The 23,953-nt window shown below is 55.9% G+C and carries 23 protein-coding genes and 1 pseudogene; 11 read left to right on the forward strand and 13 right to left on the reverse strand.

Annotated elements, in window-relative coordinates; translation table 11 throughout:
* The first annotated feature begins 188 nt into the window (after window positions 1–188).
* The 4 genes from PspCFBP13528_RS17695 to PspCFBP13528_RS17710 all read left to right on the forward strand — a co-directional run bounded on the left by PspCFBP13528_RS17695 (window position 189) and on the right by PspCFBP13528_RS17710 (window position 3,509).
* The gene (locus PspCFBP13528_RS17695) at window positions 189–428 is read left to right on the forward strand and encodes a hypothetical protein (RefSeq protein WP_065952603.1); all 240 of its coding nucleotides are present in this window, start codon (window positions 189–191) and stop codon (window positions 426–428) included.
* Window positions 429–587: 159 nt separating this feature from the next.
* Complete coding sequence (locus PspCFBP13528_RS17700; protein WP_137200985.1) at window positions 588–1,733, forward strand: sensor histidine kinase; 1,146 nt, start codon at window positions 588–590, stop codon at window positions 1,731–1,733.
* Window positions 1,734–1,871: 138 nt separating this feature from the next.
* Entirely contained in the window at window positions 1,872–2,819 is a 948-nt protein-coding gene (locus tag PspCFBP13528_RS17705; RefSeq protein WP_137200987.1) for a hypothetical protein, read from the forward strand.
* 69 nt (window positions 2,820–2,888) lie between these two features.
* Window positions 2,889–3,509, forward strand: coding sequence for a hypothetical protein (locus PspCFBP13528_RS17710; RefSeq protein WP_137200989.1), 621 nt, complete (start codon window positions 2,889–2,891; stop codon window positions 3,507–3,509).
* A 711-nt stretch (window positions 3,510–4,220) separates the two neighbouring features.
* Here the strand turns inward: PspCFBP13528_RS17710 and PspCFBP13528_RS17720 are convergent.
* A complete protein-coding gene (locus PspCFBP13528_RS17720; RefSeq protein ID WP_137200991.1) occupies window positions 4,221–4,760 on the reverse strand; it encodes a GNAT family N-acetyltransferase in 540 nt (179 codons plus the stop codon).
* 170 nt (window positions 4,761–4,930) lie between these two features.
* Between PspCFBP13528_RS17720 and PspCFBP13528_RS17725 the strand changes: the two genes are divergently transcribed.
* Window positions 4,931–5,551: a LysE family translocator gene (locus tag PspCFBP13528_RS17725; RefSeq protein WP_137200993.1), complete on the forward strand. Its 621-nt coding sequence runs from the start codon at window positions 4,931–4,933 to the stop codon at window positions 5,549–5,551.
* Between the two features lie 55 nt (window positions 5,552–5,606).
* On the opposite strand, the gene PspCFBP13528_RS17730 is transcribed toward PspCFBP13528_RS17725, so the two are convergent.
* Window positions 5,607–6,821: an aldose 1-epimerase family protein gene (locus tag PspCFBP13528_RS17730; protein WP_137200995.1), complete on the reverse strand. Its 1,215-nt coding sequence runs from the start codon at window positions 6,819–6,821 to the stop codon at window positions 5,607–5,609.
* Between the two features lie 211 nt (window positions 6,822–7,032).
* Window positions 7,033–7,479, reverse strand: a complete 447-nt coding sequence (locus PspCFBP13528_RS17735; RefSeq protein WP_137200997.1) for a GNAT family N-acetyltransferase — start codon at window positions 7,477–7,479, stop codon at window positions 7,033–7,035.
* A gap of 716 nt (window positions 7,480–8,195) precedes the next feature.
* Between PspCFBP13528_RS17735 and PspCFBP13528_RS17745 the strand changes: the two genes are divergently transcribed.
* A complete protein-coding gene (locus PspCFBP13528_RS17745; protein WP_065896840.1) occupies window positions 8,196–8,429 on the forward strand; it encodes a DUF6124 family protein in 234 nt (77 codons plus the stop codon).
* A 253-nt stretch (window positions 8,430–8,682) separates the two neighbouring features.
* Here PspCFBP13528_RS17745 and PspCFBP13528_RS17750 read toward each other — a convergent pair whose 3' ends face one another.
* From PspCFBP13528_RS17750 to PspCFBP13528_RS17765, 4 genes are all read right to left on the reverse strand, one after another.
* Complete coding sequence (locus PspCFBP13528_RS17750; protein WP_137200999.1) at window positions 8,683–9,474, reverse strand: hypothetical protein; 792 nt, start codon at window positions 9,472–9,474, stop codon at window positions 8,683–8,685.
* A gap of 420 nt (window positions 9,475–9,894) precedes the next feature.
* Window positions 9,895–10,230 carry a GrlR family regulatory protein gene (locus PspCFBP13528_RS17755; RefSeq protein WP_124433416.1) on the reverse strand — a complete coding sequence of 112 codons (336 nt, stop codon included), beginning with the start codon at window positions 10,228–10,230 and terminating at the stop codon, window positions 9,895–9,897.
* Window positions 10,231–10,611: 381 nt separating this feature from the next.
* On the reverse strand, window positions 10,612–12,381 hold the full coding sequence (locus tag PspCFBP13528_RS17760; RefSeq protein WP_137201001.1) for a hypothetical protein: 1,770 nt from the start codon (window positions 12,379–12,381) through the stop codon (window positions 10,612–10,614).
* Window positions 12,382–12,659: 278 nt separating this feature from the next.
* Window positions 12,660–13,175 carry a GNAT family N-acetyltransferase gene (locus PspCFBP13528_RS17765; RefSeq protein ID WP_065952591.1) on the reverse strand — a complete coding sequence of 172 codons (516 nt, stop codon included), beginning with the start codon at window positions 13,173–13,175 and terminating at the stop codon, window positions 12,660–12,662.
* 119 nt (window positions 13,176–13,294) lie between these two features.
* Between PspCFBP13528_RS17765 and PspCFBP13528_RS17770 the strand changes: the two are divergent.
* Window positions 13,295–13,765, forward strand: a pseudogene (locus PspCFBP13528_RS17770) (GNAT family N-acetyltransferase); the annotation flags it as partial.
* Window positions 13,766–13,952: 187 nt separating this feature from the next.
* On the opposite strand, the gene PspCFBP13528_RS17775 reads toward PspCFBP13528_RS17770, so the two are convergent.
* Window positions 13,953–14,207 (reverse strand): hypothetical protein, encoded by a 255-nt coding sequence (locus PspCFBP13528_RS17775; RefSeq protein WP_101220890.1) that lies wholly within the window; start codon window positions 14,205–14,207, stop codon window positions 13,953–13,955.
* 425 nt (window positions 14,208–14,632) lie between these two features.
* Here PspCFBP13528_RS17775 and PspCFBP13528_RS17785 point away from each other — a divergent pair, with 425 nt between their 5' ends.
* The gene (locus tag PspCFBP13528_RS17785) at window positions 14,633–15,127 is read left to right on the forward strand and encodes a hypothetical protein (RefSeq protein WP_241669105.1); all 495 of its coding nucleotides are present in this window, start codon (window positions 14,633–14,635) and stop codon (window positions 15,125–15,127) included.
* A gap of 69 nt (window positions 15,128–15,196) precedes the next feature.
* The gene (locus PspCFBP13528_RS17790; RefSeq protein WP_137201003.1) at window positions 15,197–16,012 is read left to right on the forward strand and encodes a hypothetical protein; all 816 of its coding nucleotides are present in this window, start codon (window positions 15,197–15,199) and stop codon (window positions 16,010–16,012) included.
* A 73-nt stretch (window positions 16,013–16,085) separates the two neighbouring features.
* Here the strand turns inward: PspCFBP13528_RS17790 and PspCFBP13528_RS17795 are convergent, their stop codons facing one another.
* On the reverse strand, window positions 16,086–17,138 hold the full coding sequence (locus PspCFBP13528_RS17795; RefSeq protein ID WP_137201005.1) for a DUF1176 domain-containing protein: 1,053 nt from the start codon (window positions 17,136–17,138) through the stop codon (window positions 16,086–16,088).
* A 234-nt stretch (window positions 17,139–17,372) separates the two neighbouring features.
* Here PspCFBP13528_RS17795 and PspCFBP13528_RS17800 point away from each other — a divergent pair, with 234 nt between their 5' ends.
* Entirely contained in the window at window positions 17,373–17,924 is a 552-nt protein-coding gene (locus PspCFBP13528_RS17800; RefSeq protein WP_101220887.1) for an ankyrin repeat domain-containing protein, read from the forward strand.
* A gap of 123 nt (window positions 17,925–18,047) precedes the next feature.
* Here PspCFBP13528_RS17800 and PspCFBP13528_RS17805 read toward each other — a convergent pair whose 3' ends face one another.
* Genes PspCFBP13528_RS17805 through PspCFBP13528_RS17815 form a run of 3 tightly spaced genes read right to left on the reverse strand, consistent with a single transcriptional unit; the run spans window position 18,048 to window position 20,513 of the window.
* A complete protein-coding gene (locus tag PspCFBP13528_RS17805; protein ID WP_232790588.1) occupies window positions 18,048–18,716 on the reverse strand; it encodes a hypothetical protein in 669 nt (222 codons plus the stop codon).
* A 33-nt stretch (window positions 18,717–18,749) separates the two neighbouring features.
* A complete protein-coding gene (locus tag PspCFBP13528_RS17810) occupies window positions 18,750–20,081 on the reverse strand; it encodes a M48 family metallopeptidase (RefSeq protein WP_241669106.1) in 1,332 nt (443 codons plus the stop codon).
* A gap of 3 nt (window positions 20,082–20,084) precedes the next feature.
* Window positions 20,085–20,513: a hypothetical protein gene (locus PspCFBP13528_RS17815; RefSeq protein WP_065952583.1), complete on the reverse strand. Its 429-nt coding sequence runs from the start codon at window positions 20,511–20,513 to the stop codon at window positions 20,085–20,087.
* A gap of 173 nt (window positions 20,514–20,686) precedes the next feature.
* On the opposite strand from PspCFBP13528_RS17815, the gene PspCFBP13528_RS17820 reads away from it, so the two are divergent.
* Complete coding sequence (locus tag PspCFBP13528_RS17820; RefSeq protein WP_065952582.1) at window positions 20,687–21,634, forward strand: AraC family transcriptional regulator; 948 nt, start codon at window positions 20,687–20,689, stop codon at window positions 21,632–21,634.
* An 89-nt stretch (window positions 21,635–21,723) separates the two neighbouring features.
* Here PspCFBP13528_RS17820 and PspCFBP13528_RS17825 read toward each other — a convergent pair whose 3' ends face one another.
* On the reverse strand, window positions 21,724–23,745 hold the full coding sequence (locus PspCFBP13528_RS17825) for a methyl-accepting chemotaxis protein (protein ID WP_137201007.1): 2,022 nt from the start codon (window positions 23,743–23,745) through the stop codon (window positions 21,724–21,726).
* Window positions 23,746–23,953: the final 208 nt, after the last annotated feature.

The following is a 23,953-nucleotide window of genomic DNA, read 5'->3' on the forward strand; positions in this document are numbered from 1 at the left end:
CAGCCTCGCCGGGGCTCGAGCGCTCCTACAGAACATTGAAAGGTTGGGCAGGTTTGGCTTTGCACTGCAGATCATCGCCTCCCGATCGCGCACGACGAAACTCTCGCACCATCCTTCGGTCGATGCTTTCAAGAGGCCGACAGTGCCTCTGTTGCCTTGTGTGTAGTGAATGCCTGCGGAGAACGGCCATGAAAGAAGCCTTGAACGACTTGCCCGGCCCTATAAAGCGACAGGCTGACAGAATTCTGCGTGAGATCGAGCTGGCGGGGTCGATGATTCTTGCCGTCAAAGGCGGTGCCAAGGCCCAGGGCTTTGTGTTGGGAATAACCTGCTGTGAAGGGCTCACCCCGGAGCGCTGCGAGCAGCTGGCAAGCCATTTCGACAGCGTGGTGGAACAAAGGCTGCGGTCGCTGACATTGGGGCTGTAGCGTCAGCCCCATGAATGCTGTCTGTGCACCGATGGGATCAGCGGCCTCACGCTAGCGGCCGGGCTTTAAAAGCGACGAACAACCTCCTACACTGCCGGGCATTGCCCCTTCATCTGTGCAGCCTCGCTTTTCTGCCCGCCTCCCATCAGGATTACAGACATGCGCCTGCCCGACTTCATTCTGGAAAACCTCGAGCCGATTCTGCAGGCCTGGGAAGATTTTGCCAGAACCCTCGACACCCCGGGCGAGGCACTCGACAGCGTCGCGCTGCGCGATCATGCCGAGCAGATGTTGCTGGCCATCGTCAGCGACCTGCGCACCAAGCAGACCCGCCAGGAGCAAATCGACAAGGCCCAGGGCCTGGCCCCGGCGGATGATCAGGAAACCGCGGCGGAAACCCATGCAATGACGCGGCTGATGGCCGGGTTCACGATCGATCAGATGGTCTCGGAATACCGCGCGCTGCGCACCAGTGTGGTCAGCCAGTGGATGCGCCAGGTCAAGGACGGCACACCGATCAACGTCGACGACATGACCCGATTCCACGAGGCCATTGACCAGGCCCTGGCCGAATCGATTGCCAGCTATTCACGAGCGGTCGAGGCCTCGCGCAATATGTTCCTGGGCATCCTCGGCCACGATCTGCGCACCCCACTCGGCGCAATCCTGCTGGGTGCCGACGTGCTGCGACGCTCCCAGGACGCCGGAGCCCGGGCGACCAAGATCGCCAATCAGGTCTACACCAGCGTGCGCCGAGCGAGCCAGATCGTCGGCGACCTGCTTGACCTGACACGCTGCCAGATGGGGCCGGGCATCCCGGTCAAAACCGCCGATATAAACCTCTCGCCGCTGTGTCAGCGGGTGATCGAGGAAATTCGCGCGTTTCATCCCGAAGCCATCGTGACGTTCAACGCGAACACAAGCGTGTCAGGCAAGTTTGACGGCGGGCGGATGGAGCAGGTGTTTTCAAACATCATCAGTAACGCGGTGCAGCATGGCGACACCACACGGCCTATCCAGGTCGAGCTGGGCATACAAGAGGATTTCGCGGTATTCACCGTGCACAACAGCGGTGAAGCGATACCCGAGGATGCGCTCCCGTTCATATTCAACCCCATGGGCCGTTTTTCCCAGCGTACCGCAATCAACCACGGCCCCACGGAGGGCCTGGGCCTGGGGCTGTTCATCGCCTCGGAAATCGTCGCCTCCCATGGTGGGTCGATTGAGGTCAGCTCCGACACGGAACAGGGCACGGTGTTTCGGGTGAGAGTGCCGCTTGATAGGCAGGAGCCCGGCGTTGCCTGAAGTCGATTATCCCTGACGCTGGCAGAGACACTTTGCGGCGGGCAGACGCAGTAAGACATAATGCACCCGCCTGACTACAACGGGCGTGGTGACTGTGCTCTGGGCCAGCAGGTTCGATAATTTAAAAGGAATTTAAGTATGAAAATAGAGCCGCCTTTCGCGCGTCGCTTCTACGCGTCTCCTATACCCAATTTCGACAAGTTTGATCCCTGCCGAGGGGTTGAAGGATATTGCACGGCGATCCGAAAATTTCTCATGCCAGACTCATCACCCGCCAGCTTCAGCTTTGCGGAGTTTGAGATCGTATCGCGCACTTACTGCAAAGGCTCGGTCTTTTCAAGAGTTCGAAAACTCAGCGAAGAAAAACTTGACAAGCTGTCATCAACTCCTCTAATGGTCGATGACTTCTTCCCCCCAACATCCAACGCCGGGCAAGTCCGTGCCGGCCGCTTCAACGCCGAGGGCGAACGCAAGCTTTATTTGGCCGACCATCCGTTTATTGCATTAAAAGAATGTGGCATCAAGCCTGGCGACTATTTTCTATTCAGTTATTTTACGTTCAGCAAAGATACACACTTCACGTATGCAGCCCACGACGGCTCCAGATTTTCACAACTGCTGAGTTCTTTATTTGCCACTAAAGACGAAAGATTTTATGAGGTTATCAGACGGGTCTACAACGATTATTGCAACTATGAAACGCATCACGGAATCGCTTACGACTCTGTAAAAGTACAGAGAAACCAGCAAGACGCCACGTGGGGGACAATTGACTCTGTCACGAATCTCGCAATGACCGAGGACAAATTTCCCGCCGCGCGCCTGCACGCCGGCTGGCTTGCCCGCTGTGACGAGCAGTACCGCCCATGCTACGAGCAGATGCTTTTGCCCACTGCCAAGAAGAAAAGACAACTTCTCTCTGTGCCCTACTTCGGTAACGAATCGATGTTTTTGTCAGCGCACCGAAACGTAATGAAAAAAATCCAGCAGATCAGAAAGAAAAACGAAATCCTCATCCAGCGAGAAGATTACGAGGACATCCACGCCACCCCATTCAAGTTACTAACGCAACAGGGATATAGGTGAGCGCTCGGCGCGCACGCGTCCCAACACCTAACCACATTGGCGCTCGAATACGCTCTACCGGAGAAATAAATGCAATTTGCCGTAGCCCTGATCGAATATCTTATTTCCGGCGTAGTCGCCTCAGCGTGGCTGACCGCGATATTCCATCATTACTATCCGCTGCCACTCGATAGAATAAATGATTACAAAGAGGTTTTTATTATCATTTACCTGCCCATCACGTACATTTTGGGCATTTACATCGACACCACGTCCTCCTATCTCATAAGAAGAAGTGGAGAAATATTCAGCCTACTGGATGAAAAGCTGACTATCGCCGAAGGCGTTCGAACTAAGCTCGCTTCAATATATTTTGCTATTGCCGGGACGCCGAAGAAAGACTCCTATGAACGAAGCTCGGCAATTCTAGCGCGTTCAGTTCCAGATGCCGTCAGGACAATGGAGGCCTATGTCAGCAGAGACCGAATTGCCCGTGGCGCCGCCCTCAACGCTTTTGCAGGAGCCGTCACCGCATTTTTTTATGCGCCCCCTGAGTACCAAACCGTCATAACGGTCATCTGCTCCGTTACATGCGTGTATTCGATCATTATGCATAAGCGATTACGCCGCCTTTCATCACGATTCAAAGAGGTCGCACTGTCGAATCTGGAGAAGATTAAGTCGACTGAAGCGGACGAGGTCAAAGGCTAGACAACTTCCGGCACCAGCGATTCGGAAACATAAGCCCAGCCACGCCCGATTGCAGGAAGGTGACCCCACAGGCGCGGGCATTGGAAGCGCATCTGTATGATGGGCAATCTCAGCGCCATCCTCATGATTAGAACAAACAGAGCACGCAAAAATTGAAGGATTTTTTACAGGAGAACAGGTTAAAAAAAGCAGCGCTCCTGGCGATCATATGTTCACTGTTTGGTGCCTGGATACTTTACATGCTGTGGGCCGCGCGCATTGGCATGCGCACGGTTCTAATGGCGTCAATCCCTGAATGGACCACTTATATAACAGCCGGATGTGTCGTAGGACTGATCTTTGCAGCAAAGGCGTTCTACTCTCGGCCCGCTCAACAGACATCAGCACGGGCCGTAGACCCTTTTTTTGGCGGATTTTGCTTGGGTTTTGCGTGTTCCTTCAATATTTACGCCGTCTGCGTTTACCTATTGCCCGGGGACGTCATCCACTACGAATCGGCGTATGAAATCACTTACCCAGGGCCCGCCGCTGGCAAATTCAGCCGTTGCGAGGCGGGCTTGCGCATCAAGGATATAAACACCGGACGCTGGACTGAACTCTGTACAAACCCATCGGATTTAGACAAACAACGGCAGCGCGGCATGGATGCCGTATGGGTGACTGCCCGGGCAAACACAGTGGGTTCTTATATTGTGGGCTATCAGTTTATTTTCAAAGGAAGCATGGCTGAGTCACTCGGATTATCGTCAACCCATACCTCACCTCCACCAGGGTGACACCGCCCCTCTCAAGCGTGCGCTCTGTTCCGGTTTGCTCAACACATCCTGCCTTGCGATAAAATCGGATAGCCCTTTCATTACCTGCCAGGACCCACAGCGTCAAACGCTCATATCCTTGCGCCATCAGATCCCGCAGGCCCGCGCGCCACAGGGCCAGCCCGACGCCTGTTTGCCAATACCGGGCCAACACATAGAGCGCCATGACCTCACCGGCATCTGCACCAACGGCATCGTCATCGCGGCTGGCGCCGACCGATATCCAACCGACAATCTGCTGGTCCAACTCCGCAACCCAGACGTTCGACTCGCCCGATGCAATCAAGCGGCGCCAATGCGTTTCCCGTTGAGCCAGCGTTGTATTCAGCGCGCTCAAGTAATGGGCAGGCATCAGATCGCGATACGCGTCTTGCCAACTGCTGATATGCACCTGGGCGACAGCCTTGGCGTCGGCAGGTAACGCTCTGCGGATCATGGGTTTGCTCCATCTTGCCGTCGTCTGACTATGCACGCGACCCTATGACGAAATTAAGTTTCGCTAGGGGTAATACCGCTGGATAACGCCCGCTTTCGGCGCACGGATTGCCGCACCGCCCCAACAACCCTTATTCTCGACACTCCCGCCCGACCCACTCCGGAGCCGCCATGGACCTCGCCACCCTCGCCCTCTTCCTGCCCGCCTGTTTCGCCCTCAACATGGCACCCGGCCCCAACAACCTGCTGTCGGTGAGCAACGCCACCCGTTACGGCTACCGCACCTCATGTCTCGCCGGTATCGGCCGCTTGCTGGCCTTCGCCGGCATGATCGCCCTCGCCTCCGCCGGGCTGGCGGTGGTGCTGCAAACATCGGAGTTGTTGTTCTACGCGATCAAGCTGCTCGGCGCGGCGTATCTGTTTTACCTGGCCTATCAACTGTGGCGTGCAGACCCGCAGGCAGAAGCGGAAACGGCGACGAAAAAAGTCGGCTTATGGGCCCTGGCGCGGCAGGAGTTTCTGGTGGCGGCAGGCAACCCCAAAGCCATCCTGATCTTCACCGCTTTCCTGCCGCAGTTCGTGGTGCCCGGCCAACCCATCACCACGCAATTCGCTTTGTTGGGCGCACTGTTCCTGGCCCTGGAATGGATCGCCATCAGCGCCTACGCCTACATGGGCCTGCACATGCGCCGCTGGTTCGCCGAGCCGAGCGGCAAGCGGCTCTTCAATCGTTGCTGCGCGGGGCTGTTGTCGGCGGCGGCGGCGGTGTTGTTGACCGCGCGCCGGGCGTGAACCCCGCGCCTGCGTGTGCGAGCAGTGCAGGCGCCCGACCGCGCTTTAGCTGGCCTTACTCCTTGGTCAAATCAACCAACGGCGTCTGCCGCACCTCGGTCTCGCGACCCGCCTGAATCTCGCTGACCTGCTTCAAGGCCCTGTCCACAGCCGCCTTATCCGCCAACAAGCTGTAGCTGATGCGGAACTGCTTGTGTTCCTTGGCCCCAATGGTGGGCACCAGGTTCAGCGGCCGCTGATAACGACGGTTGTAGGAAAAACTTGTCCCCGGCTCCAGCCCCGTGACATAGCCCTGCCCTTGGGTATCGGTGTTCTTCCACAGGGAAAATACCGGCAGTGTCTGCGTATTGAAACCAACCGACACGCCCAGGCTGCCGGCCTTGTTATGCAGCACGGTCAAGGTATCGCCCTTGGCATCGGCATAGGGCACCACGTTGTAAACCGTTTCGTCGTAGTCCTTGGTGGGTGCGCGGTAGGTTTGCCAGTCGGCCAATTCGCCCTTGGCCTTGTCGTTGAACGGCGACACCTGCTTAACCGGCGCGGCGAACTGCGCGCCCTGCTCCAGGAACGGGGTGCTGAAGTTACTGTGATACAGCGCCTGGTATTCCTTCGGATAGTCGCCGTTGTTGGTCAGCGTGTCGTTGAGCGCGAACACGACGCTGCCGGGCTCGGTGACCAGTTCGGTCGCCACGGAGAAGTCGACCTTCTTGAACGCCTGCTCTTTCAGCTCACCGCGCAGAGTGATGGCGTACGGCGGTTTTTCATCGATGTGCAGGGTGACTTTGTTCGCAGGGATATTCGCCGCCCGACCATGCAGGGTCAGCAATTCGCCATTGTCGATGCCCGGGTGACCGACCCATTCGTAGCCGCAACGGGTGACCAGCTCGTTGAAACCTTCCAACCAGCCCAGCCCGCCGCGGCCAGTGAGCTCGATAAAGGAAGGATTGACCACTTCCTTGACCGGTGAATCCCACCCCATGCGCACCTCGCCGACCGAAGCCTGCAACACATTCATACCGCGAGTTGGCACTACCGAGAGCTTCATCGTGCCGTTATCGATGTCGACAATGCTCACGCCCTCCTGCCGACCGCCGTGCAAGGTGCGCAAGGTTACGCTGAAGGGTTTGTCGGTTTGCACGCCGAGTTGCTGGCTGGTGACCTGCCAGTTCTGGGCGGCTTTGTCGGTGTCGAGGAGCACGTAGTCCCAGGCCATGGCGTGGGAGGCGGCAGAGAGTGCGCTGAGGGCGACAACGAATTTGAGTGGGGTCATGGCGATAGCCTTTTTTGGAGTTGTGTGCGATTTATAAACTCGATGAAACGTTTCAGCAAGCTTAAAAGGCGGTATCTGGCCAAGCGCTGAAAAGGGGGTTGAGGCTGTAGGTCGGCTCCCTTGGTGCCCTGAGCTATACGCGAATGAATCTGAACGTGCAGTGCAACCTGTTAAAAGCTGAGTCACCGATTCTTGCCGATGCCCAACATACTCAAAGGCTTGCGACCTGCACGATATGGCTCGCATGAGCGTCTTCTATTCGAATGAATCCGCAGCGCAGGTAAAAAGTGTTCCCCTGGGAGGTGTCGGTGTAGAGACGCACACGTTCAAAATGCACTGCGGCGTGGGCAAGCAATGCGCCAACCAGTCTGCGGCCAACCTGTTGCCCGCGTGACGCAGGCGCCACATACACACGTCGCAGCCTTCCTGTACGGTCATGGGTGAACGGATCAACCGACAGGCCTCCAATGCCCACAAGCTGCTGGTTCAGATAAGCCGCCATGAGGCATTCGCCAGGCGCATCAAAGCGATGGGTGCCTGATTGCCATTCTGAAGTCAGCCGGGTGAGAAACCTGAAGCCTTCTGCAACTGCCGCTTTTTCCAGGTCGAGGATTTGGGGCGGCAGATGCGTGATCCGTTGAATCTCCATTGAGGTCAATCTTCTCCTGACCGGGCGCGAGACCCTTCTGAGGTCTCTGGGGATCTTGATGTGGGCCGTGGGCACGCCAGTGGCAGCTATCGACTCAGGCTGTGTGAAAACGCAGACGTCAAATCACAGTTTTGTTGCTTATAAAAAGCGGCACAAATTTGAAGCCAGCCTTGACTATAAACGCCGTGACATAAGGTATTGCTCTTTCCCCAGGCCTCAAAGCGCTCCAATACTTTCCAGCCAGGCTGGGTGTAATAACTGCTCTGGCTGTGGGTGTGCAAGTACAAACGGGGTCAGGCCACCACTATATAGAGTGTGGTCCGACCCTGGCTTTCTGATTAATAGTGGTCTGACCCCTATAGTGCATGACCCCTATAGTGCACCGCAGAGCAGCGCCTGAAGGCAAAATCCGATTCCCTCGCCGCGGCTTGCTCCATTGCCTACGCGTGCGTCAGAATCCGCCGGCTTGTGCGCTGGGGTGGCCGTCTCTAAGGTGGCTCGGTCGCTGAATTGTTCAGTGATTCGGGTTTAGTAGCCTGAGCTTGGGTATCTATTAGTGCATGAGTTTCATCAGTCAGACAGTGCGTCTGTGCTTGATGGTGGCTGTGCGTAGGGCGTCTTCGGGCGCGCCGGCTTTAGATATCCACCGGTCTACTAACCTGCGTACAGCTGCCACCCACTGTTTAGTAGCGGAAAGGTGGTGGCATCACTCAGGATGTCTACTCATGTCAAAAGCAGATTCAAGTGCCCTCTTCAACGTTGCCCCCAACGCCAGCAACGAAACCCTCATCACCAACAGCTACGAAACCTTCACCAGCGTCAGCACCCTGCTGCTCGACCTGTCCGAAGACCTCAACGGCAAACACCGCGACATCGCGCTCGCGATCCATCAACTGAGCGAACTGGGCGTACTCCTCACCGCCAGACTCCTAGACCGCGAAGCGCCCTGCCCTGGCTGATGATTAACACTTCGACTCAATAGCTAGATAACTCGCCGCGTCGTCGTAAGCCACGTACAACGACTCGGCGATTTGTTTTTTGATCACCTTGGTGGACTCCAGCCCCAGCACAAAACCCTCTGCGATGACGAAAGCGGCGACTGCTTTCGGCCAAAAGCGGTCACTCTGTCTATCTACTGAATAGGGGCGTTTCAGTTACCGGTATAGTTTGAAAAACGGTACGCAGCAACCTAGAAGGTAAGCCGAGGGCTATTCACTTTTGCTTCTTCTGGACGATTGGGACACAGATGGCAGTGCCGTATTTCTGACCACTTAGGCGCGACAGCAAGCTAGGGGCACTCTTCCTAAACTCGGCAATCCCAAGCTCAGCCATTGCGTCACAGTGTTTAAGCATCTGGTTGACAAATATCTCTGGCTTGTCGCTTGAGGCGTAAATCAGCGTCATGTTGCCGGGCAACATGTGTTCGCCGTAGTAGGGGATCTTTCGAGCGTTGATGTCGGGGAGTAGCCCCAACTCACTATCAACAATCACGCCCACTCGCTTTGAGATCAAAGCTGGAATGGTGGTGAGACGAGATATATTCAAATGCCATCCAAGAGGCTCTGGGTTCACGGTGGGGCCAGGATCTAAAATCAAGTAGGCGGCAACTGGTTGTGACTGCACGTCCGCTGGCAGAGAGTCTAAAGATTGGCTAATTGCGCTGCTCGCACACACGCTAACTCTGCATCCTTGTGTACGCTTGGGCTTTTCGATGGTGTTGGTATCAACTGCAATTAAGTAATCGAACTGTTTCTTGAGCTGATCTAGATGACTTTCGTTTAATGTCGAAAACCCCATGACCGGCGTTGAGTAGATCACTTTATCCTTACCATTTTGTTTTTGGTAGGAAATTTCGCTACGTAGTGTACTAGGATCTAATTCTAGAATGCTGGGAATACCAGTTATAGGGTCAACGTGGAATGTTAGCGATTCAACTATTTCAGTAGCGTGACCAGTTACAAAGTGATCCCGTGTGATCTTATCTTCATCTTTCTTGCTTGACATCCGTATCACCCTTCAACCTGAGAGCCTCGTGCTGGCTTCACCACTCTAGCAGACTACACATCATAGCTGGCCTCGCTTTACTTGCTGGAGCGCTATGTACGGGGATCAGTTGCCAGCACCTCTAGGTGGGAATCCATCAGGGTATGCATGCAATGCTCTAGTGAATCACCCTTGGCTTGATAGATACCATTGAGTGGCAGCTTCTGGCCGATCAATGCCCGTCGTGATGGGTAGCACAGGACCCGTACCATCGCCGCGTCTGACTGATTCGCCTGTGGTGCCACCGTCCGTTGCGGGCCGATAGAAATATTAATCAAAAGCAGAAGCTTGCGGCATGGCTCAGGTAGATTGCACAAATAGGGCAAAATAACAAAAAGGAGCTGCCTTAATATCAATAACAGCAGCCCCCAATATCCAAAACTATATGGCGGCTTGGATTTTTTTCCCTTTCAGTTGGATGGTCAGGTGAGGGGCTCCGACTACAGATCCCTGAAGTTCGAGAGTTCCAGTTTCATAGTTGACGAGACCCTTCGCGTCAAGGATGTAGTTGTCAACCCCAACCACATTTGTATTCCCGTCGCGCCACTTTCTCACAGTGAATTTGGACTCAAACGAACCCGAGACTGTAGGGACTTGCCCTTGATAAAGGTAGTGAGGATCCCCGCCATTTACTGTGCCATCTTTCACAACCACCAAACCGTCACCGTAGTCACCGGTGCTTGCGCGAAAGTCAACGTGAAAAATTCCATTCGTCATTATGAGGCTCCAGCAAGGTTAGGATCTCTGAGCGTAGTCGCTGGATGATGAGTAGCAGAGGGTATTTGTAAAAATGTGCATTAACCCTATTTTGCTAGCCGCATCCGCCTGAATGGTATTGTGTGATAGCAGTCAGGCGGAGCGTCCGCAATTGGCCGATTTCTGCCCCTCGTAACAGGCAAAAATCGACCCATTGCAGCCCTTCACGCCGGGCGACAATCTGCCAGAAGCGGACGATCATAAAAGGCAGCTTTCGACCATCTCAGCGTTGGCATTGCTATCGCTGCGCGCGAAGCCGCTGCGCTAAACTGGCGAGCGGCTTCGCGGACGAGTGCCAGGCGAGCCGAGGGGAAGAATTAATCTTCCCAGCGTCCTTAACTGCTACTCGACTAGACCACCAGGCTCGCCGAACAAGTATTTTCCTGTATACCAAATCGACCGCCCAACGTTGTGAATTAGCTGCTCTCCTTGTCTTAAGGGCGAATTATCTTCATTGACGCCCGCGAGCTTGATCGCATCTGTAACCTTCGAACCAGTAGGGTGCGCATCTCCCACTCGCATGTCATAAGCACCGGCAATTTCAGCAAACACTCGCTGGGCGCCGTCGGTTCCAATACTCTGAGCCAAGATACTTTGTAGCAATTTATTCGAACCAAGCTTATCTTTCTCTGCGTGTGTAGAAAGCTTGCGTAATTCGCGCACGTTGAGTCTGTCCGAGAATACTCGAATAATATCTTTGGCCAATCTGAGTAGGGTTGGTCTATCCTTGCTCGAAAATCTAGATATTTGTTGTCCGACCTCGGTGTCATTAATGTCATGGGCAAATAAGGATATATTGTATTTTTCCCGAAACCCATCTTCTAGAAGCCTCATGCTTCCAAAGAATAGTTCTTCAACCGCATGTGTAGATGCTGGTTTTGCCTTTACCTGCGATTCTAGCAACTCGCTTGAGACTTTCCCTTCTGGAGCAGTGTTATGTGCTGCCCAAACATGTTGTTCCCACGAGGCCAAGCGTGCGATGTCATTGGCGTAGACAGTAATCAGGTCAGCGCTATTGATCCCAAAGTGAGTTTTATACCCTGATGTGGACTGAATAGCCCCAGTTTCGCCAGTGTACCAGGTCAACTTAAAGCCGCGGTTATTCAGAAGCTCAGTGATAACGCTAGCCCGAAACCATAACCAACGACCGATGTCCTCGTTCCTAAGCGCCCGTGATGGCATTCGAGTTCCATCAGTTTCCACGATGAATTGAGGGAGGTTCTGATCGGTATCTCCACGAACACGCTGGCTTTTTGATTGGTGGTCGACCCACTCCTCCCGCCAAAACTCACCCTCGACTCGAACGCCTGCATAGCCTCCACGTTGCCCATCGGAGCTTTCATGGCCTGTGTTCGTATCATTTTCAGGCCCCATCACCGGAGCGTCTTCATCCTCATCGACGTCCGTCCTCCAAGCACGAAACATCGCCCAGCTTCCCCCGAACACGTCATTGAGATCCCTAACGATTAGCTCGAACCTGCCATTATCTCTTTCCTCGCTTCGTGTTTGCAAATTTGAATAATTGCTATTCTGCAAAGCGGCGACATTTTCTACTCTCTGTCGATAATACGATAGGCGAAGTGACAAATTTCTAGCTGCCAAATAATCAATTAGAAACTCTCTTTTTATCTCAATAAGACGATGTTCGCCGTTCGCGTCGAAGGTTTCGCGAGCTACTACGACGAAGTTTTCTTCAGGTCTAACCCAGTTATCACCTTCTTTGATGAGACGCAGCGCAACGATGAGATCCGGACTCAATATCCATTTATTGCCACCTATGACGGGTTGCGGCAGCACGTAAACCAAGTTAAAGCCTATTGGCTCTTTATCGTTATATTGATATTGATCGATTGACGCATAATATCCATCTCCGTACGCATACGGGGCGACCGTGTGCCCTATTCCTATGTCGCTCCAGCCAAGGCGCTCTTCTACAAAGACTCGATGTTCTGGAGGGAATGCAACCGAGCCACAACCGAAATACTCACTGACATGACCTATCTCTTTTAAATCTCCTTTCTTGTCTTCTACAGACGCTCTCAAAGGAACCCATGTCGCGTTACAAAATACTCTGCGAGTTTCTTTGGTTTGGAGAATCCACTCTTCATTCATGGTTGAACTTCCGTTATTCATAATAGCGTTTGGTAATAAAAGAGTGCCCTTCGCTTTGTTTAGCATTTTAGCTCGCGACTGGTTGGCATCGGTGCGCAGGCTACTCAGGATGCCAGGGCTGAGGATAAAGTAGCAACGCGCCTAGCCTTCAAGGGGACAACAGTTGTATGGATCTGCTGGTGCTCAAATGGGGAAGGAACTGCGTTCAACGGAAGGCCGCTTTTGGCCGGTTTCTGCCGTTCGTGAAGGACAACAATCGGCAAACCTGTTACCCAGAGTTAACCCCCCGGTATCTGGTACACAACCGAATCATATTTCTCCGTCATTCGCCTCTCAATGACGACTCCCCCCAAAGCTTCGGCAATACGTCGACTCGCACGATTCTGCGTCGCAACAGGGTAGATGAAGCACTTCGCCGCCACCCGCTTGCTAGCCCACTGAACAACTGCCCGCACCGCTTCACCACCAAAGCCCAGCCCGTGTTTATCTTCACGGATCCAGATACCCAACTCCGGTGTTTCACTGCCGGTATGGTGCAGCCCGACCAAGCCGGTAAAACGGGCACTCACCAGTTCCCTGACCGTGAACACGATGTCGCTGCCATCCGCTATCGCAGGCAGCCACTGCTCCCAGACTTGCGCGTACTCTTCTAGCGAGGCAGGCGGTTCCCAGGACATGTAGCGAGTCAGAGACGGTGTGAGACAAGGGAAAGACTCAGCAACGTCCTGCTCGCAGAAGGGCTCAATACTAAGGCGTTGCGAGAGAATGCGGATTGGGTGGGTGTCGACTGGCATTGCAATTTCCTTCCTGGCGGCCGTTACTCCATTTATGCCGTGAACATACCATGCGGGTCGCTTCATCAGAATCAGGCTCTCTATACTGAGCCCCCAGGATGGTAGTTGGAGCACACCAAATGCCCGTCACACCCAATCAAAATTCCCCCATCATTTTGGTCCCCGCTCAACAAAGCGACTTGGATAATCTGGTAGCCATTCGAATTGAGGCCATGCGCGAAAGTCTGGAGCGTGTTGGGCGGTTTGATCCGGTCCGTGCGCGGGAGCGGTTTCTTAGCGGCTTTGAAGCTCGCTACACACGTTACATCGAGGTATCTGGAGAGAGGGTGGGTTTCGTAGTGGTCAAACATCACCGCACTGAACTCTTGCTCGATCATTTGTATGTAAGGCCGAGCGCGCAAGGATCAGGGGTGGGGTCTGCTGTTCTCACGCAGATTTTCAAAGAGGCGGATGCAGCTGCGCTTCCTCTTAAAGTGGGCGCTCTCAAAGAAAGCGCTTCCAATCGCTTTTATACCCGCCATGGCTTCCAGTTCATCGAAAGCAGTGAATTCGACAATTATTATGTTCGTCAGCATGTTCCGGCGATTGGCCCAGCCTGCCAGCTGGATATGATGCACCTGGGCGTACGCAAAGCTGTGCCTTTTCAACAGGCTCGTTTTCAGTTTGGCCAGCCGGGTTCAAACGCTGCAACGCGACCAGGCACTGGCCACCGTTCAACAGAATCAATTCATAGTCCTGACCCGCCTTTGGGGTGAAGCGGAAGGTTTGCTGGCAGGGTTAGCGGCAGTGGTAAGGACTCTCGCTGCGCAGTTCCTCGCCGGTTTTGGCGTCGCGAATGATCACCGTCGCCCCTGGCGCGTTAAGGCAGAAGGCGTTGCGTATGGGGTAAATGTTATGGCCCTGGGCAACGAAGGTCCCGAGCTTTGTTATCTGAGCGCCGGATGCGTCGTGAGCCGTCACGGTGTACTCACCCGACATGGTCACGCAGCCGCTCAGCGCCAGAAGCAAGGTGGCGCAGATTGCGTACTTCACAGGTGATGTCCTTAAAGCGTTCAATGCGATTGCTCCAGAAGTGGGCGAGACGGTCCAACACCCGATCTGCCCTCGCCGCCCGAGCGACGGCGGCCTGCTCTTCATTGCCGACGGTGGCCGCTACCCACGCGCCCGCCCACTTTGCCAGGAGGATGGCGGCAGTGCCATCTTTCTACCGAAACGAGCAGAGCATAGTGGTGCCGGCAGGCAATGGCGAAAATGAATAACTCAACCTATGTACTGTGACTAGGGTGATAGCCGGCAGCGGCAACCAGGACCACTGCGCAAGCTATTGAAATTGAAGGGTTGCAGGCTGGATATGTGTTAGTTCCTGCAGGTAGTGAATTCGCTGTTCATCCGATGTGTCAAAAAGGCAACCCTTGGCTTAAAGAATTCTGGTCACCTGCCGTTATAGAGGTTGAGTCTTGCTGTCTTTTCTATACAAGACGACGCGCAAGGACAAGAGTCATAGTGATTATCAAATTAAAGGGATATTTATGAGATTCGCTAAACTGTTCGGGGCAGCAACTCTATTCGCCTCTATGATTGCATCTGCCCAGGCAGGCATAATCGTCACCGTCAAGGTAAAGAACTCTACGACCGGTCCAGCCGCCTACACCTTCGAGTACTTTTCAGGGAGTGTAGCCCCCTCCCCAAGTACGATTCTGCCGTCTGCAACGACCACATTTGCCCTGACCAGTGTGGCGGATACGGTTTCAGGAATGCGCTTCGTCTATACGTCAGGTAATAAGAAATGTCGTTTTGCAGCAAGCCACCAAGTCAATCCAACGACTAAAACTCCTAGCTGGACTAAAATGGGCACCAGCACTGGTTCTGATATGGCTACTTGCAATGCCACTATCACAGCCATTCAATCGACGCCTCCCTATAACTACACTGTCGAATTTGAAATCAAATAATCCGACATTTGTATAGGCACTTTAGCTAAAGATAGCTCTCGATCTATCTCCAGCGCATGGAGTATCACCATGGATATTTCGATTAAATCGTATCAAGCAAGCACACAGGCAAAAGTGTCTACACAAGAGAAGCCGCCTTCGTCCAACCCTGTAAATTTACCTTCAGGGGATGTCGCCCTCAAGACGACGGAGACCGTCACAATCTCCGATTCTGCACGGGCACTGTACGCATTAAGTAACGCTGATGATAAACAAGCCTCTATGTCCAATAAGGATTTAAAAGGACAATATGCAAAAGGTCAGAGCGATATGTACAATTTCGGGCAGCGGATTGCTGGCGGGAATCTTGATAATGAGGACCTGCTTCCCAAAACAGACGACCTTGCCCGTTTGGCGTTAGGTCAGCAGTCACTGGATTACGCAATTGGGCTTTCTAAACTCCCCCCGGAAAAACTTCCAAACCCATTTGAAGGTATGGCTCGAAACGGGCTAAGCAATATTGTTTATGATGATTCAGGAACCTATACGGATGCCGAACGATATGCCGCCTATGGGGAGCTTAGCAAGCAGGATGAAACCTATTTTTCCAAGTTGTACGCCACTATCACGAACGGCGGTGACAACAGTGAAATCTTCAAAGGCATCATGGACTATTTCGATGATCTTCCAGCGGTCGAGAAAGCGGCATACCCTGATGGCTTTAGGGACAGTATCAAAAGTCTTTACCAAGAGCAGTTAGAACACTCGGGGCCGCTCGCCCTTCTCAGGCAATCGACTGAAAACGACGCTGATACATTGGCACCGAGCGTCTTCAACAAGGCACAATCACCGGAGAAGATGTTACAAGCCGTCTTAGAAAAAGCGATTGCCCTTTCGACGGCCTGACCAGTCCAAAGCAACCAATGTGTCACTGCTCGGATCAATCAGGAACATCAGCATGGTGGGATATCCGACAGTATCAGCGGCTTGCCTGGGTACGCCACAACACAGGCCAATACACCTGATCCAGCCCCATGCACGGGATCATTTCAGCCGCATGCGTCAGCGTGAAACCCTTACCATCGTAACGCCAGCGCAGCGTAGTGCCACAATTGCCCATACTCATCGCCCTTACCTGACTGCTTAGTTCACCCGTGGCCGGATCAAACTCTACGAAGCCCTGGGGCTCTCTTTCCGGCAGGTTTGGCACGTCGGCGATCAGCGCTGCACGCGCCTGCTCCGGGTGGTCCAGGGGCGCTTGGTAAATAGTGTAGAAACAGTTGTAGGCCCCACAGCCGGTTTCGATGATCACTAGCGCTTGATCTGAACTCAAGGCATACGCTTTGGCTTTTGGCGCGATACCTTCATTCAGATCTTCCTGCCAGTCCTTGCGCGTGGCGACCACCACGGCATCCGTGATCTCTTTTGCTTTGTCCGGCGTCAGCGCGGCAGGTGCCTGCCAACTTGGCGCTAGCGGAGCGGCAGCGGCTTGCGGCACGCTGCCAGCGGGCGCCGGCCCCTTGGAGATCAGGGCGTCCTGCGTGCCGACCCGCCCCTGGACCGAGTCCATCAGCAACAGCGCCGCACTCATCCCGCTTAGCGATGCGTACGATTTATCCTCCTTGAACGGCAGTACCAGGTAGTTCCCGTTGCGCAATTCTGTGATCAGGGCTTGGGCTGACTTACCGTTCAGCGCAAACACCTCGGGTGTATCGCCTTCTTTCAGTTCGCCAGGCTCAAATTGAGACTTCAGCGGTTCGTCATCAAGTGTTGGCTGGCCGAGGGGTTTCGTGTAGCTGAACACCCCGACATGCAAGGCGCCCTGCGGGCCGGCTTCACGTGTGATCCGTACGCTGAACGTTGAAAAACCAGTGTCATCGCGCTGCTGCACGGCACTGATGGCCGTGCATGTTCGTGTGTTATCGCAGCCGATAATCCAGTCCTTGATTTCGCGCGCCAACGGCACCTTCTCGGCCGCGTGGACGCAGCCAATGCCTGCAGCCAAAAGGAATATGAAAGTGCTTCGTATCATCAGACAGACGCCTTTGAACCAGTAAAAGCCTATTAGGACAGAATTATTTGCTCATACCTATTGCATGGCCGTCAGTCACAACAGAATTGCCGTAATGAACAATCGGCAATAAAAAAGGGGGCAGACTTTAAACAAATGAAAAACTGATATGTCGCAGCGTTACCTCCACCGTAGATAATCCCGCGCAACCTGATCCCGATTAGAACCACACTGTCGATCATAGGTCGTAAACGCATGAGCGCTCTGAACTATCTGATAAGTCAAATTTACGAGCAGGCCAAAAATGGAGACTGGGACAGCGTTATGTCGCAGTGGATGCAAGAGCCTTTGCTCGGCCGGCTTTGCAGCCTGTACCAGGCGCCCTCCTCCGGCTGGACATTCTTGCACCAAGCCGCTTATTTCGGGCACGAGGCTGCATGCATTGAACTCATTCGCCTTGGTGGTTCAGCTGCCAGGCAGAGCGCCAAAGGGAAGTCCGCAATTGAGGTGGCTCGGGAGCATGGACACAGTGAACTCGCTCTTCTACTGGATCGGTCAAGCTTTGAGGATCGCTCCTTGTGGTCAGTTCCGTCCAACCCAGCTCTGCTGCCCAGCAGTAACCTTTTCCAGGAGGCGAATGAGCATCGAGCGAGTACGTTGATGCTCGTTGCCTATGCGGGAGGAGTGGTACAAATTCCCAGCGACGCCAGGTATTACGCAGATTCGTTTGGGCGCCCGCTGATTGGATGGCATGGCACATTCGATCCTCCCTGCGGAATGGACGGTGAATCGATGCTGCGTATGTGAAATGCCCTGTCTATCGGCCTTGCCCATCGCATACATGCGGGGCCATACAAACAGGGTCAGACCACCACTATCTGAAGTGTGGTCTGCCCTGATTTCATGACCCAGATTTCACCGTACAACCACTCAGGAATCGCTCCGAGTGCCCTGGCGCAGCGCATCAAGCTGTCGTTGCGCGTGGGCGGCTTGGCAATAGGCGTTGAGGATGTGTGCAACCTGGTCGCAATCCAGGGTAACGCCCTCATGCATCAGGCCGGCAGATTGGATGCGGATCTGCGGCTGGGGCTTTTTCAGGGCCAGGGCCTGGTTGCCGAACAGTTGTCGCGCGGAGCGATGAACAGGCAGGGGCGCATCGGGCCGCAACATCAGTTTCTGCACCGTCAGCCAGCCTTCCTCACCGGCGCAGACGTCGACAATGTCCACCAGATTCAACGGTGCGCTCAGGGTGTCTACAAACAACTGGCGGCGGGTCAAGCGCATAAACGCGTGTTGCCCGGCGTTGCGGTGCTGCCAAGTGATCAATACAAACACCACCGCCATCACCGCGGCACACACGGCCAGGCCGGTGGCCCCGCGATTCAGGGCGTACCCCAGCAAGCCCAGGGCAATCAGCAAAAACAGCGGGCCGCGCACCTTGTACCGGCGCGAGTTGGTGAATTCGGTCTGTTCGGGGACGCGCTGGATAACCTGCTCGAGTTCGGCCATCGCACGCTCGCGCTGGGCGTCGCGGGATTCGGCATATTCCTGGCTGAGTGAACTGGCGAGATCCGACAGCGGATCGAAGGGTTGGGTCATGGGTCATTCTCCTTGAGCGTTTGGTATCTGCGGTTATCCGGGCTGCGCGGCAGCCAGCGGCGCCGTACGGGTGAGTTGGCTGAACCAGTGTCGGTCGTGCTCGGTGGGCACGCGGGTGGCCTCGGCCAGCAGCGCCTCATCCAGCGTTACGCCCAGTTGCTGGAGGCGTAATGCCGTCGGCGGGTGTGTATCGAAAGGGTGCGCGATGGCGTGGTCCAGCGCCGCCTCGTTCAGGCGCAGCGGCGCGTGGCTCAGGTGGTCGGCCAGCGCCTGGATCAGGTTGGAGTGACGCTCGGCGAGCAGCGTGGCGATTTCACCGTCCAACGCGATCACCCGTAACAGCGCCTGGCAGAACAGGCGCTCACCGCCGATATTGGCGCCCACCCGATCCGCGACCAATTCCTGAGCGCGTCCCCAGTGATGCACCGCCAGTTGAAAGTAATGCAGGAAACGTTGCGTCATCCAGATCGCCGGGCGCTCGATCCACGCCGGGTCGGCATCCTCGGCACGGATAAACGCAAAGTGCAGGCACATCAGGCTGAATTGCGCACCGATCTGGCTGCCGCGCTCGGTGTCGCGGCGGCTGAAATGGCCCAGCTCATGACCGATGATCGACGCGGTCTCGGCCTGGCTCAGGGTCGAGAGGTAGGTCAGCGGCAGGTACAGGGTACGCCCGCAGAGCAAGTCGCAGGCCGGTTGCAGGGCCACATTGACGCTGGTGACGAAAAACGATTGGTCGATGCCCACCACGATATGGTCGGGCACCGGCGCGCAGGTGGCTGTGGCCAGTTGTTCAATCCACGCCCACAAGGCCGGGGCCTTGTCACGCCCGATCCTTTGCCCCAGAAGCGCCGAGGACGGGCTATCCAGGGCATGCCATCGCTGGCGCAGACGCCCGATCAACAAACATCCCGCCCACAGCACCGCAATCAGCGGCACCGCCACCACCAGCATGAACGCGCCACCGGCCTTGAAGTGGTCCCAGCCCCAGCTCAGTTCATACACCAGGCTCAGGGCCAACGCGCCCACCAACAGCCCGGTGTACGCCACCAGCCAATGCCCCAAGGCACGCCAGCAACGGAACAGGCGTTCGTAGAGAAAATCCCTGGACTTCAGCGCGCGCCACGCATCCAGCCTCAGCTTGAGCCACGCCGCAGGCCCGGCCACCAACGCGGCGAGCGCCAGCCAGTAGGCCAACCCCGCCAGCACCTGACGCACGCGCAGCCAGGCGTAGTCGCTGCCCAAACCCTGTGCTTCGCGCAGCACATCATCGACGCGCCCGCTTTGCACACTGGCCCAGCCCATCAGTACCAGCGGCAGCAGCAACATCGTCAGCGGCCACGACCACCGCGCGAACCGACCCATGGCTCAGTTGGCCTGCAAATAGTCGGTCAGGAAAGCCTGTGCATTGCCTTGGCTGGACAGGAACTCGTCATAGCCGACGTTCAGCGCCTGCGATTCGCCAGGCAGGTACAGCTCGCCCCAACCTTGTTGCAGCACCAGCACCACGAATTTCTGGCCGTCCACGGTGGTGGAATAACGGGTGTCCTTGCTGGTCTTTTCCACGGCCATTTTCTGGATCTTCATGTTCCAGTCATGGTCCACGCCCTCCACCTGCACCAGCGCCTGATTGTCACCGCGCGCACCGATGCGCAGGGTCCAGACTTTCACGCCGCCTTCGCCGGCATAGGCCAGCACTTTTTCCGCGACTTGCGGACGATTGTCAGCATGGGCGAGGCCCGCGATCACGGCCAGAACCAGGCCCAGCAGCGCTGCCCACTTGCGATACATCAACATTTATGGCTTCCTCGAGAGTTGAAAGCCAACCATTGAAATCAAAGCTCCGGCGCGTGCCAAGCGGCCCGGCCGTGGCGCACAACAATAAGGCCGTGAGTCACAACAACTGATCGGACTGCCCGATGTCGATATCATGCAACGCTGCCCACCAGCCCTGACGGACGCTTTTACCAATGGACCGCCGCAACCCCTATCTGGACACCCACTTCTGCTTCGATCACCCAGAGGCCCTGGACCAGGCCGGTGTATTCGATGCCAGCGCGCGGCAGGTCATCGGCAGCGCGGTCGGCCATTACCGCGCGCAGACTGTGCGGTCGCACCTGCAATATTTCGACTGCGATTTGCAGTTCCCCGAACCGTTACGCATCCACAAGGTGCTGCCCGACAGCGTGTGCATCGTGCAGGTACTGAATGGGCAATGGCAGCATCGGGTAGACGGTCGGCTAAATGAATACACCCTCGGCGCGCCTCATGTGCTGGGCTTGAGCGAAAGCATGGAAGCCATGGACCAGATGCCTGCCGGCAGCCATGCGCGCATGGCCGGGCTGCGCATCGGCGGCGACTACCTGCGCGAATTGGCCGAAGAAGACCCGTCACTGCAATCGCTGGCCAGGCTGCTCGACGATGGCATGCACTTTTCAGAACTGCACGGCTGCCGTGTCGTCGGGCGTTTGTTCGAGCGCCTTTATCACTCGCCCTACCAGGGCACGTTGGAACGGCTGAATCAGGAAAGCCTGAGCCTGGCCGTGCTGGTCGAGCTGGCGACGCACCTGGCGCCACAGCCGGCCACCCCTGAGACCGCGTTGCGCAGCCATTCGGACCTGGCACACGAAGCACGCTTCAAGCTCGACGCCAACCTGATGAACCCACCCGGCACTCTGGCGCTGGCACGGGAACTGGGCGTGGGTGAAACCACCCTGAGACGCGCCTTCAGCCGGGTGTACGGCCAGTCGATGCTCGATTACGTGCGCCAACAGCGCCTGGAACTGGCGCGCAACCTGCTGCGCCAGCGCAAATGGCACGTGGCACAGATTGCCCACCGTCTGGGCTACGCCAACCCTGCCAACTTCAATCATGCCTATAAGGCGTATTTCGGCCATCCGCCAGGGGCGCAGTCCTGACGTTCGCTACGCCCCGCAGCCGCTTTGATGATGCTTTTTCAACCGATTATTGCGGATAAGCGTTGTAGCCCTGGCGACTCGACTTGCGCCTACGCATGGGTGAGCCCGGTCAACGTATCCGCAATGGTTTTAGTGCGTTGCGCCGTACCCTCGGTCGCGCGGCTCGACGCCCCCAGTGCATCGAGCATTTCGCGCAACGCGCCGACGCCGGTGGATTGGTCTTCGATCTGCTGGGCAACACGCTGGATCTCACTGGACAGCAGGTCAATATCCACACCGATTTCCGCCGCATTCTTACGGGTGATTTCCGCCAGTTTGCGCACTTCATCCGCCACCACCGCAAAACCCCGGCCCAGGTCGCCCGCGCGCGCCGCCTCAATGGCGGCGTTAAGCGCCAGCAGGTTGGTCTGCCCGGCGATCTGCTGGATCACCTGCACAATCGACTGGATACGCAAACTCGACCCGGCCAGCGTGCGCGCACCTTCCACCGCCACATCCGCCTGGCTGGAAAGCCCTTCCACCGTTGTCCCGGCCTGGGCAGACACGGCGTTCTGCTGGTTGATCGTACCCACAAGTTCATCCATCGACGCGTGCAACTCACCCGAGTAATGCTTGAGCTGCGCGGCGATGTCCTCCTGCTGACGCTCGGCATGGGCCAACACCATGCCTAAGTCTGCCAAGCCTTCGAACACCGGCAGGATATTGCGGTCCAGCCCACGGGTATTGAGGGTATTGCTGAAATCATTGTTCTTGAACGCGGTAATCTGCTTGACCACCACATGGTTCAACCCCGCCAACTTCTTCACCTGGCGCCGTAGGAAAAACGCCTTGAACTCGCCGTAATGAGCGATGAAATTGTCCACGTACTCATCACTGAAACTCGCACCCTTGGCCACCCGAAAGAAGAAAATCGCAGTCAGCGTCTGATTCAGGTTCAAGCCCAAAATCTCCCCAAAGGTCGAAAAACCCGCCAACGGTACATCACCAAAAATGCCGGCCATGCTGCCCAGCTCGGCGCCGTTGTTCAGCCGGCGCAAAATGCAGTCATTCAAAATCCCCGCCACCGGCTGGCCACCCTTGCCGCGCAGGAACTGCTCATAGTCCAGGCGCGTCGCCTCACGCAACGGCGTACGCCGCACCATCACCAATTCCTCGCCCGGCGCCACGTCGCAAAACAACTGCACGATCTGCTGCTCATAATCGATGCGCGCGATGGATCGTACAAACAACTCACTGCCCACCCGAATCGCAAACGAATAGTCCGCCAGCTTCGACTCCAGCGCCTGGGGCACGCAACTGAACGCATCACACAGCGCTTGCACCATGCTCTTGATATTGCCGTTGCTGTCGATCACCTGGTCAATCGTGCGGTCCTCCACCGACGCGGTCAGCACACTGAAGGTCAAATCCGCCGGTTTGAAGTTCTGGCTCTTGAACACCCCAAACCGCACATTTGCCGCAGTCTTCAGGAACACAATCTGCGCATGGTTCTGATAACTGCGCTGACCGTCATGAATCAGCGTCTTCTGGAAATCCGACTTACCCCCGGCCGATCCCCCTACAAACAAACAAGGAAACCGCCCCGACTCATACAGCGCCTCCATAAAGAACGACTCCGACGCCGACAACCCGTCGAACACCACATACGCCAACGTATCGCGATGATCAATCGACATGCGTACCTGCACTCGCTTGATATTGGCCACCAACTTGGCAATCCGCTCCTGCATCCCCAACCGCTTACCGCCACCGCGAATGTCCTCACACTCCAACGGCACCATCACCACCTCGGCCGAGGCGATCAGACTGTCGTCGAACAGCTGCAATACAACCCGGTCCCAGCGCTCGCCCGTGGCGCAATACAGCGAATTGGGTGCATTGCAGAGTTCGCCGGAGGTGGTGCACAGGCTGATGGTGGATTGGGGGAAGCGGCGTGTGAGCTTGGTGGAGATTACGTCGATGTCCAGATGCGGCGAGATAAAGCCGGTGATCAGGGTGGGGGTGATACGTAAGGCGGTGAGGGAGGCGTCCAGATCGTTGGCAGTGCTGGTGAGCGTGGCGGTGCCTTGACGATCACCCCGGGCTTTTTTTAGACGGGAGAGTGGGTTCATGTGGTGGACTCGATTTGGGGGGATAGGGGTAGGCACGCGATTGGTAGGGTTATCGGCCGGTTGGGTGGGGGCTGGAGGGGGATGTGACGGATGGACGCGGTTTTAGGGAATTCTCCTTTATTGACAGGCCGCTTTGGGCCGAGCGTGAATCGCTCCGGGTTTCGTAGACGCTCCTGGTGTCCGCTTTTAGCCGACTCAAGCCCTTCGT

The organism is Pseudomonas sp. CFBP13528 (assembly GCF_005233615.1).
Classification (GTDB): domain Bacteria; phylum Pseudomonadota; class Gammaproteobacteria; order Pseudomonadales; family Pseudomonadaceae; genus Aquipseudomonas; species Aquipseudomonas fluorescens_AM.